Raw genomic sequence first — 11092 nt, forward strand, 5'->3', positions numbered from 1 at the left:
CCCCGCAGACCTCGGTCACGGGGCTTTGGGCTTGGTGTGCCCGTCAGGGGGCGGCCCGCACTTCGTCATATCCAAATCTGAAAACCTGCGTTCACGGCTGGCCGGGGGCGTCTTACCTTTGAAGGCAGAACACCCACATCCGCCAACCAAGGATCGCACCCATGACACCCGAAAAATCGCCCCGGCGATGGCTGAACGCGCTGCTGGCGCTGTCTGTTTCTCTGCTGGCCGCCCTCGGCTCTGCCCAAGCCGCCGGCCCTGCGCCAAGCGCCATCCGCATCGGCGTCGCCACCGGCGGCGTGGGCAGTCCGCCACGCACGGGGGGCTCCACCGTCGGCATCGTCAATGCCCAGGGCCTGATCGAGAAAGAGTTTGAGAAGGACGGCATCAAGGTCGAGTGGATCTTCTTCAAGGGTGCCGGCCCCGCCGTCAACGAGGCCCTGGTCAACCAGCAACTCGACCTGGCCTGGCAGGGCGATCTGCCCTCCATCGTGCACCGCGCCAACGGCGTTAAAACCCGCATCGTGCTGGGCACCGGCGTGCGCACCGGCCTGTACCTGGGTGTGCCGCCTGACTCCACCATCAGCCGCATCGAAGACCTCAAGGGCAAACGCGTGGCGGTGTTCAAGGGCACCAACCTGCACCTGGCGGCGGTGCGGGCCTTGGCTGCACATGGCTTGCGTGAAAGCGATGTGAAGTTCATCAACCTCGACCCGGCCGGCACCCAGGCAGCGCTCACCACCAAAGACATTGATGCCGCCTTCAGCTATGTCGACCTGTTTCGCCTGCGCGACAGCGGCCTGGTCAAGGTGGTGTGGTCGGCCGCGGCGGACTCGTACCGCTTCACGCGGCAGACCGTGTTGCTGGCCACCGAGGCCTTTGCCACCGAGCACCCCGAGATGGTGCAGCGGGTGGTGAACGTGGTGGTGCGCACGGCGCGTGAGTACTCCGAGGAATCGCGCCGAGGTGACCTGTTTGCCCAATGGGGCAAGGCCGAGCTGCCCGAGAAATCATGGCGCGAAGACTTTGTGGGCCAGCCCTTGCGCGTGCGCCTGTCACCGCTGCTCGACCCTTTCCTGGTGGCCCGCTACAAGGATGCGGCCGACGAGTCGTTCAAGCTCAAGCTGATCCGCAAGCAGCCCGAGATCGACAGCTGGTTTGACCGCCGCTTTCTGAACACCGCCCTCAAGGAACAAAAGCTTGACGGCTATTGGCCCGAGTACGCCGCCGACGGCAACCTGGTGGGCAGCCAGGGCGTCAAGCACTGACCCAAACCTCAAGAACGGAGATCTCATGAGTCAAAGAAAACTGCGCCTGGGCGCCTTCGTCATGGCCACGGGCCACCATGTGGCCGCCTGGCGCCACCCCGGGTCACAAATCGATTCGGGCGTCAACATCGACCACTACATCGAGGTGGCCAAAACAGCGGAGCGCGGCCTGTTCGACCAGGTCTTCGTGGCCGACAGCCCGGGTTTGTGGCACCGCGGCGATGATGAATCGCTGAGCCGCCAGGGTCGGGTCTCGTACTTCGAGCCGGTCACGCTCTGGGCGGCGCTGTCAGCGGTCACGAAGCACATCGGCTTTGTGGCCACTGCCTCCACCACCTACGAAGACCCCTACCTGCTGGCGCGCAAGTTCGCCTCGCTGGACCACATCAGCAAGGGCCGCGCCGCCTGGAACGTCGTCACCACCAGCGCCGACAATGTGCACGGCAACTTCGGCATCGAGGCTCACCCCGACCCTGCCGTGCGCTACGAGCGGGCGCATGAGTTTGTTGACGTCGTCAAAGGGCTGTGGGACAGCTTTGACGATGATGCCCTGGTGCGTGACCGCGCCAGTGGCGTGTATGTGGACCCGAACAAGATCCACGCGCTCAACCACGTCGGCAAATACTTCAAGGTCAAGGGCCCGCTGAACATCGAGCGCCCGCCCCAGGGCTACCCAGTCATCGTGCAGGCCGGCTCGTCGGAAGACGGCAAGGAACTGGCCGCCGCCAGCGCCGAGGCCATCTTCACCGCCTGGACCAGCCTGGCCGAGGCCCAGGCCTTCTACCGCGATGTGAAGGGCCGCCTGGCGCGCTATGGCCGCCGCCCCGAGCAACTGCTGGTGTTGCCCGGCATCTCGCCCGTCATCGGTCGCACCGAGGAAGAGGCCCAGGCCAAATGGGCCGAGCTGCAAGGCCTGATCCACCCCTCGGTGGGCCTGGCCACGCTCGAGCCTTTCTGGCCCCGCGAGGAACTGCAGCGCTGGGATCTGGACGCCGTGCCCCCCTACTACCCCGAACCACCCAAGGGTATCAACAGCCGTGCCCATGTGGTGATCGAGCTGGCCCGACGCGAGCGCTTCACCGTGCGCCAGCTCTACGAGTACCTGGCCGGCGCCCGCGGCCACTGGGTGGTGGTGGGCACCCCCAGCACCATCGCCGACCGCATGCAGGAGTGGTTCGAGAACGGCGCGGCCGATGGCTTCAACGTGATGCCCCCGGTGCTGCCCCAGTCGCTCAACGAATTTGTCGACCTGGTGGTGCCCGAGTTGCAACGCCGCGGCCTGTTCCGCACCGCCTATGAGGGCCGCACCCTGCGCGAGAACCTCGGTCTGGAGCGTCCCGCCAGCCGCTACGCGCAACAGGCCAAGGCGGCCTGAGCCACCGCGACCTCTCATGTTGTCCCGCCTTCCGTCCACGTCCATCGATCAGGAGAACCCACGATGAGCAACACCGTTCTGGAACCCACGCACGCCGCCTCAAGCTCGGCGTTCTTTGAACTGCAGCCCCTGGCGGGCAAGCTTGGTGCCGAGGTGCGTGGCCTGCGCCTGTCGGGCGATTTGGCCCCCGCCACCTTCGCCGCCCTCAAGCAAGCCCTGCTGCGCCACAAGGTGCTGTTTTTCAAGGGCCAACAGCACCTGGACGATGCTTCGCACCAGGCCTTTGCCCGCCTGTTCGGGCCGCTGGTGGAACACCCGACGGTGCCCTCACGCGATGGCACCCAGATCCTGGAGCTGGATTCGGCCCATGGCGGTCGGGCCGACTCCTGGCACACCGACGTCACCTTTGAGGTCGACTACCCCCAGGTGGCGGTGTTGCGCTCGGTGGTCATCCCGCCCACCGGCGGCGACACTGTCTGGGCCAATACCGTGGCGGCCTACAACGAACTGCCTGCCCCGCTCAAGGGCTTGGCCGATCAGCTCTGGGCCCTGCACGGCAATGACTACGATTACGCCGCCACCCGCGCCAAGCCCGACGCCCATGGCGCCCAGAAATACCGCCAAGTGTTCACCTCTCGCCTGATCGAGACCGAGCACCCTCTGGTGCGTGTGCACCCCGAGACGGGCGAGCGATCCTTGGTTTCGGGCCATTTCATCAAACGCTTCGTGGGCTACAACGGTCAGGACAGCCGCAGCCTGCTGGAACTGTTCCAGAACCACATCACCCGGCTGGAGAACACCGTGCGCTGGCGTTGAAGCGAGGGCGATGTGGCCATCTGGGACAACCGTGCCACCCAGCACTACGCCATCAACGACTATGGCGACCAGCACCGCGTGGTGCGCCGCGTCACCGTGGCCGGGGATGTGCCGGTGTCGGTGGATGGGCAGCGCAGCCGTCCGCGTCAACCGGTCAATTGAGGGTTCGAGGCGCTGCTAGCGCCTCGAATTCGACAAGCGTGCGCTGTTATGGGCGCGGGCTCAAGCCCGTACCCGTTGCCCCCTGTCCGGCGCATAGCGATCGGCCTGGATATCGGGCGTCACGCCGTGGGTAAACACCTCGTCGGTGATGGGCAACTGGGTGCTGTCCCATTGTGCCCACAGGCTCTTGAGATGTTCAAACACCTCGGGGTGCTTGTGGCGCAGATTGGCACGTTCGCGCTGGTCGTTCACCACATCGAACAGGAATTCGTTGTCGTTGATCTTCAGATACTTCCAGTTGCCTTGGCGTACGGCACGCTGGCCCTGCGACTTGTAGCGCCAGAACAGCGTGCGCTGCCAGGGGCGGCGGTCTCCGGTCAGAACGGGCAGGATGTTCTCGCCGTCGCTGGGGTAGTCAGGGTGAGGCTGAAGGCCCATGGCGGCCAGCAGGGTGGGCAGCCAGTCCATGGTGATGGTGACCTGCTCGTTGACCTGTGGGGCCAGGCACTGGGGCCAGCGCAGCAGCGTGGGCACGCGCAGGCCGCCCTCCAGCAATTCGGTCTTCTGCCCCGTGAAGGGCCAGGTCTTGGAGAAGCGCTCGCCACCGTTGTCACTCGTGAAGACCACGATGGTGTTGTGCGCCTGACCCGATTCGTCCAGCGCCTTGAGCACCTGGCCCACGGCGGTGTCCAGTGATTGAACCATCTTGCCGTAGGTGGCCAGGTTGCCGCCGTCGTAATGGAACAGGTCGTTCAGGCTGTGCGACACCGCCTCGTCCTCAGGCCCCACCCAAGGCCAGTGCGGCGCAGTGAAGTGCAGCGACAGAAAGAAGGGCTTGTCGGCCCGGGCCTGTTGCTGCACATAGCGCGAGGCCTCATCGGCCAGGATCTGGGTGTAGTACCCCACGCGTTCCACGGGCACATCGTCTTCCCACAGGTCCCGCGGCACATGCTCGCCCACGCCCGGCTTGTGGGTGAAATAGTCGACGACGCCACTGTAGTTGCCAAAGAACTTCTGATATCCGCTCTTCAGCGGCCCGAAGTGCGGCATGGCGCCCAGGTGCCATTTGCCGATCAGGGCTGTGTGGTAGCCGGCCTCGGCCAGCAGCGAGGGCAGGGTGGGGTGCTCGGGCGGCAGACCCAGGTAGTGGGCGGGTTTGGCGATCGGCTCTTCCAGGCCGCCACGCAGGCGGGTCTGGTAGCGCCCGGTGATCAGCGCGAAGCGGGTGGCCGAGCACACGGCCGAGTTGGAATAGGCCTGGGTGAAGCGAACCCCCTGGTCGGCCAGCCGGTCCAGGTGCGGCGTGGGGTAGTCGGTCTGGCCGTACACGCCCAAATCGGCCCAGCCCAGGTCATCGGCCATCATGAAGATGATGTTGGGGCGGCCGTCGTGCTGGTTGGCGTGGCTCATGGTAGGGGGCGTCCGTTGCGGTCCAGGGCGGGCCAGAACTTCTCGGCCTTCAACTCCTTCAGGGCGGCTTCGACAAACTGCGGGGCTACCCAGGCGTCCACGTCCACGTTCTGCTTGATCAGGCCCAGCTTGAGGCCGTCTGCCACCACCGATTTGTAGACCGACACCGCCGCCTCGTCGATGCGGGGCGAATGGCGTGACTTGAGTGATTCACCATCGAACTCGGCCTTGTACACCGCTTCACCCTGGCCACTCTGATCGCCCCACAGCTGCAGCAGGGCGTTGCGGTTGGCTTCGTCGCTGGCCCATTGCGAAGCGCGAATCAGCTGCTTGACCAGGCGTGTGGTGTGGGCCGGGTAGCGCGTGATGAAGTCATCGGTGGCCAGCAGGCCGGCGTAGATACTGAAGGCTGGGCCCTTGCCCTTGGTGCTGACGGGCAATGTCACGCCCTTGTCCAGCAGCAGGTGCAGGTCTGCGCCGCCAAACGTGGCATCGATGTCGCGGTTGACCACGGCGGCCTTGGAGCCGGGCCAGTCGAGGTTGACGACCTTCAGGTCTTTCTCGGTCAGGCCGGCCTCGGCCAGAAAGGCATCGAAGGGGCGCTGGTAGGCCGTCCCCTTGAGCACCGACACCTTGCGCCCCTTGAGGTCGGCAAAGCTCTGGATGCCCGCCCCCGGTGCCACCGCCAGGTAGCTGTTCGAGTTGCGTCCCACCACCGCGATCAATCGAGTGGGCAGGCCGCGCGACTTGCCGATCACCGAGGCCAGGTCGCCCAGGAACACCACATCGAGTTGCTTGGCCGCCACCGCTTCGTTCACAGCTGGGCCGGCGCCGCGGAAGGTGGTCCATTCGATCTTGATGTGCTCGGCCTTGAATTCTTCCTCCAGCCAACCTCGGGCCTTCAGCACCGCGAGCGGATTGGCCCCCGGAAAGGGCTTGGTGCCCGTGCCCAGTTCGGGCGAGCCGATGCGGATCATGGCGGGGGCGCTTTCGGCATGGGTGAACGTGGCGGCTGCGGCCAGCAGCAGGCCAGCGCTGGCGATCAAGGCTCGACGGGTCAGGGCCAGTCGCTTGGAGGGGGTCGAGGGCATGAAATGGGGGCTTGAAGTCTTTGGAACATCGGGGCGGCCTTCAGGCGCGCTCCCGTCATGGCGGAATGTTATGAAAACCCGACTTCATAGCCAAAGAAGTTTGATGCATAAGCTAGCACTTCCAACACATGCCCCGTCGTTTTGTTCTGGAAGGGGACACCTGTGGCGATCATCACCGCTCGAAACCCGCCCGATGAGGTCCACCGAGGCGAGCCAGCGGGCCGGGTGTCGGCTCGGATGGATGCGCAGGTCATCCAAACGCTCTGTCTGCCGGCCCTCGCTTGCGCCCGATCCTCGATCGTTGCACATGCCGCGACCTGGCCTTTCAGCAGGCTGGCCTGGCCGTCTCCATCCCTGGCAGGCGTGACGACCACCCTCAAGCCTGCCGCCGAAGCGCAGTGGCTGGTCCCCTCAGCGCAGCGAGATCCCTGCCGTGCGAATCGCCCGGCTGTAGCGCGGGCGCTCTTGCTGCAGGCTGGTGGCCAGGTCGGCGGCGCTGCCGCCGGCCACTTTGAAGCCCATGTCCTCAAGCTTGTTGCGCAGCTCGGGCGAGTGCAGCACCGTGTCGATGTCGTGGTTCAGTTTGGCCACCACGGCAGCGGGTGTGCCCGCCGGCACGAAGTAGCCCTGCCAGCTTTCCACCGAAAAGCCCGGCACGCCGGCCTCCGCCATGGTGGGCACCTGGGGCAGGGCGGGCGAGCGGTAGTTCGTGGTCACCGCCAGGGCGTGCAGCTTGCCGCTGCGCACATGCTCGGTCACGGCGGCCAGCGTGATCAGGGTGGCCTGGGTGTGCCCGGCCAGCACATCCAGTGCGGCTGGGGCCCCACCCGAATACGGGATGTAGCGCACCTTGGCGCCGGTCTCCTGGCTCAGGATCTCATGGGCCACGTGGGCGATGCCGCCGTTGCCCGGCAGGCCCAGGGTGAGGGTGTCGGGTTGGGCCTTGGCGCGTGCCAGGTAGTCGGCAAAGCTGTTCAGGCCGCTGTTCGGGTTCACCACCAGGATCTGCGGATTCACCACCGCCTTGATCACCGGGGCAAAGGCTTTGTTGGCGTCGTAGGGCAGTTCGGTGAACAGGATGTTGTTCAGCGTCAGGCCCTCACCTTGCTGCAGCAGGGTGTAACCGTCGGGGGCAGCCCGGGCCACCTTGGCGGCACCGATGTTGCCGCTGGCGCCGGGCACGTTGTCGACCACCACGGGCTGCCCCCACCGCGCGGTCAGCTTCTCGGCCAGGGCGCGTGTCAGCTTATCGGCACTGCCGCCGGCGGCCACGGGTACCACGATGTGCACGGGCCGGTTCGGGAAGGCCGGGGGCTCGGCCGCTGGGGTGGCCGCAGCGGCGGTCAACAGGCCCAGGGCGGCCAGCAGGATCAGCGGGGCGCGCAGCAGGCAGCGGCGGGGCAGGGTGGGGGTGGCATGCATGGTGGGCGCTACTCTAGGCAGGGGTAGCGCTGCCGTGAACGAAGTTCTTCGGCTAAGCATATGCGCACCAGGCGTAGAACCGGGCGCGCAACGGGGCGCGCGGGCCGGCGCGCATATGGTTAGCCGAAATCATTCCTTGGGCGAGCCGGCGGGCGCTTTTAGCCTTGCGCGACCGCAACCTTGCGTTGCCTTGCACCCACCCTTGCACCTGTACTTGTATCTGAAAGACCCATCGCATGAGCCAGACCGACCTCAGCCTCGACTTCAGCGGCAGTGACCTCGCCAGCCGCCGCACCCGTGCGGTGCTGGATTTCATCGCCCATGCGCGCCGCACCGTGCTCGACCCCCAACAGGCCAGCGATGCCCAATTGGCCGAGGTGGCCCAGGCCCTGGCGCAGTTGGGCCTGCGCCGCGAGCTGTTCCCAGAGGCGCACTTTCCGCTCAGCGAAGAGGTGCCGGCCCGGGTCTACCGCCTGTACGAAGACCTGGACGGCCACTATGCCCTGTACGTGTCGGCCGGCCAGCCGGGCAAGGCCCAGCCGCCGCACGACCATACCACCTGGGCCATCATCGCCGGCATCCAGGGCCATGAAGAAAACGTGCTTTACCAGCGCAGCCCAACGGCCGACCCGGCACGTGTCAGCCTGAGCCCCCTCCGCACCGTCGACGTGGGCCCTGGCAGCTACATCACCCTGCAGCCCACGGATGTGCACACCATCGAGCTGGTGGGGGCCGAGACCGGCCTGCACCTGCACTTCTACGGCCTGGGGCTGGACCGCCTGCCCGGGCGCGTGGTGTTTGAAAGCCGCAGCGGTGGCAGCTACCGCACCTTTGCGCCCCCGGCCCTGATCCGCCACCCGCTGATCAGCCCGGCGGCCCTGCGTGAGGCCCTGCTTGACGGCGAAGAGATCGCCTTGCTCGACGTACGCGAAACCGGCGTCTACACCCACGGCCACCTGCTGCTGGCCGCCTCGGCCCCGCTGTGGCGGCTGGAGCTGCTGATCGACCGCCTGGTGCCACGCCGTGGCACCCGCATCGTGCTAGTCGACGGTGACGAGTCGCTGGCTCATGAGGCGGCCCGCAAGCTGGTGCGCCTGGGCTATGCCCAGGTGTCGGTGCTGGAGGGCGGCTCCGAGGCCTGGGCCGCCGCCGGCTTCGAGATCTTTACCGGCACCAACGTGCCCAGCAAGGCCTTTGGCGAGGTCATCGAGCACGACAAGCATACCCCCTGGATCGACGTGGCCGGCCTGAGTCAGGCGCTGGAGAAGGGCCAGAACCTGGTGGTGGTGGACAGCCGCACCCCCGAGGAATTCGGGCAGTTCAGCCTGCCCTTTGCGCACAGCTTGCCCGGGGCCGAGCTGGTCTACCGCATCCATGAGCTGGCGCCCGATCCCGACACCCTGGTGGTGGTCAACTGCGCCGGGCGCACCCGCAGCATCGTGGGTGCCCAGACGCTGATCGACGCCGGCATCCCGAACCGCGTGGTCTCGCTCAAGGACGGCACCATGGCCTGGCTGCTGGCCGGGCAGAGCCTGGCGCACGGGCGCAGCGCGGCCCTGCCCGAGCCTTCGCCCCAGGGCCTGGCCCGGGCGCGTGAGCAGGCTGCCCGGGTGGCCGAACGGGCCGGTGTACAGCGCCTCGACGCAGCGGGCCTGGTCCGTCTGCAGCGCCACCGCCATGAGCGATCGCTGTACCTGTTCGACGTGCGCACCCGTGATGAGTACCAGGCCGGCCACCTCGAGGGCTGGCGCTGGGCCCCGGGTGGGCAGCTGGTGCAGGCCACCGATGAATACGTGGGCACGCGCCGCAGCCGCATCGTGCTGGCCGACTGGGACGGTGTGCGTGCGCTGACCACGGCCGCCTGGCTGGCCCAGCTCGGTGGACATGAGGTCTATGTGTTCACCCCGCCTGCCCAGGCCACCACGGTGACCGGCCCCGAGCCGGTGCGTGTGCTGGCCTCGCAACCTGCCGCAGCCCGGCTGTCGCCGCTGCAACTGCAGGCCTGGCAACAGCAGGGCGACGTGCAGGTCTTCGATGTCGATCGCCGTGCCGAATTTGAGCGCCGCCACATCCCCGGGAGCCGCTTTGCCGTGCCCGACCGGCTACAGGAATTTGCCGGTGGTGCCGACGACCAGACACCGATCGTCATCACCTCGCCCGATGGCGTGCTGGCGGCCACCGTGGCGGCCGAGCTGGCCCGGCGCCTGCTGGCGCGCACCGTGCGCAGCCTGGCCGGCGGCACCGAGGCCTGGGCCGCTGCCGGCCTGCCCCTGCAAAGCGGTGCCGACGGCGTGCTCACGGGGGACGACGACCACTGGTACAGCCCTTATGCCCATGCCGACCTGGCCCAGCGCGATGCGGGCTTCAAGGCCTACCTCGATTGGGAGCTGGGCCTGGTGGCCCAGCTGGAGCGCGAGGGCGATATCGGCATCCAGCTGATCCCGGCCTGACCCGCCGGCACCCACCCCTTGGAGATCTCCATGACCCACGAAACCTTTGACCTGAACCCAGCCCTGACCGCCCGCTACGGCAACCCGCAGGCCACGCTGCCCACCCCGCCCGCACAGGCCCAGACCGCGGTGCTGCAGCACCTGCTGGCACACCGATCCGTGCGCGCCTACCTGCCCGACGCCCTGCCAGAAGGCACCTTGGCCCATCTGGTGGCCGCCGCCCAATCGGCACCCACCTCATCCAACCTGCAGGCCTGGAGCGTCCTGGCCGTCACCGACCCCGAGCGCAAGGCGCGCCTGTCCGAGTGGTCGCGCGATCAGGCTCACATCCGCCAGGCGCCGCTGTTCCTGGTCTGGCTGGCCGACCTCTCGCGCCTGGATCGGCTGGCCCAGCGCCTGGGCCAGCCCTCGGATGCCAACCAGTACCTGGAGCAGTTTCTGGTCGCCAGCATCGACGCCTCGCTGGCCGCGCAAAATGCCGTGGTCGCCGCCGAGGCCCTGGGCCTGGGCACCGTCTACATCGGGGCCCTGCGCAACCGCGCCCCCGAGGTGGCCGCTGAACTGAAGCTGCCGTCGCACGTGTTTCCACTGTTCGGCCTGTGCGTGGGTCACCCTGATCCAGCCCAGCCCGCGGCCGTCAAGCCGCGCCTGGCGCAGTCGGTGGTGCTGCACCACGAGCATTACAGCCCCGAGGCCGAAGCCGGCGAGGTGCCGCGGTACGACCAGTCCATCCAGGCCTTTCAGCGCGATCAGGGCCTGCCCCCCGTGCCGTGGTCGCAGCAGGCCAGCCAACGCGTGGCCGGGCCGCAAAGCCTGTCGGGGCGGGATCACTTGCGGCGCTTCATTACCTGGCAGGGGTTTGAGCTGACTTGAAGCTTCTCCTGGATGCCGCCTTTGGAGCCCGGCCCGGCGCCGGGTTTTTGATTGGATTTGATTTTTAAGGTGAATGCTGGTTGATTATCTCCAACCATGGATATGCAAAATAATGATCACCCCATTTTGTCGTCTGTCACAAAATAGATCCGGAGCACAGAAATCGATTGGGTCTTTCATCGATCCAATGGAGGGGATTTTTTCCTTGTGCTTCTGCGATGTCTC

General features: G+C 66.9%; 7 protein-coding genes and 1 pseudogene. 5 read left to right on the top strand and 3 right to left on the bottom strand.

Going from position 1 to position 11092, the window contains the following annotated elements; all coding sequences use genetic code 11:
- Nucleotides 1–161 precede the first annotated feature (161 nt).
- The 3 genes and pseudogenes from AC07VS_RS27245 to AC07VS_RS27255 all read left to right on the top strand — a co-directional run bounded on the left by AC07VS_RS27245 (nt 162) and on the right by AC07VS_RS27255 (nt 3621).
- Nucleotides 162–1268, top strand: coding sequence for an ABC transporter substrate-binding protein (locus AC07VS_RS27245; protein WP_494752526.1), 1107 nt, complete (start codon nt 162–164; stop codon nt 1266–1268).
- A gap of 25 nt (nt 1269–1293) precedes the next feature.
- On the top strand, nt 1294–2643 hold the full coding sequence (locus AC07VS_RS27250; RefSeq protein WP_494752527.1) for an LLM class flavin-dependent oxidoreductase: 1350 nt from the start codon (nt 1294–1296) through the stop codon (nt 2641–2643).
- Nucleotides 2644–2706: 63 nt separating this feature from the next.
- A pseudogene (locus tag AC07VS_RS27255) lies at nt 2707–3621 on the top strand (TauD/TfdA dioxygenase family protein).
- Between the two features lie 60 nt (nt 3622–3681).
- Here AC07VS_RS27255 and AC07VS_RS27260 read toward each other — a convergent pair.
- From AC07VS_RS27260 to AC07VS_RS27270, 3 genes are all read right to left on the bottom strand, one after another.
- Complete coding sequence (locus tag AC07VS_RS27260) at nt 3682–5031, bottom strand: sulfatase family protein (RefSeq protein ID WP_494752528.1); 1350 nt, start codon at nt 5029–5031, stop codon at nt 3682–3684.
- A complete protein-coding gene (locus AC07VS_RS27265; RefSeq protein WP_494752529.1) occupies nt 5028–6122 on the bottom strand; it encodes an ABC transporter substrate-binding protein in 1095 nt (364 codons plus the stop codon). The genes AC07VS_RS27260 and AC07VS_RS27265 overlap by 4 nt, the downstream gene beginning before the upstream one ends.
- Nucleotides 6123–6533: 411 nt before the next feature.
- The gene (locus AC07VS_RS27270; RefSeq protein WP_494658721.1) at nt 6534–7544 is read right to left on the bottom strand and encodes a tripartite tricarboxylate transporter substrate binding protein; all 1011 of its coding nucleotides are present in this window, start codon (nt 7542–7544) and stop codon (nt 6534–6536) included.
- A 236-nt stretch (nt 7545–7780) separates the two neighbouring features.
- On the opposite strand from AC07VS_RS27270, the gene AC07VS_RS27275 reads away from it, so the two are divergent.
- The gene (locus tag AC07VS_RS27275) at nt 7781–9994 is read left to right on the top strand and encodes a rhodanese-like domain-containing protein (protein ID WP_494658720.1); all 2214 of its coding nucleotides are present in this window, start codon (nt 7781–7783) and stop codon (nt 9992–9994) included.
- A gap of 30 nt (nt 9995–10024) precedes the next feature.
- Nucleotides 10025–10867 (top strand): NADPH-dependent oxidoreductase, encoded by an 843-nt coding sequence (locus AC07VS_RS27280; protein ID WP_494658719.1) that lies wholly within the window; start codon nt 10025–10027, stop codon nt 10865–10867.
- Nucleotides 10868–11092 lie beyond the last annotated feature (225 nt).

Source organism: Curvibacter sp. GW821-FHT01G03 (assembly GCF_059422285.1).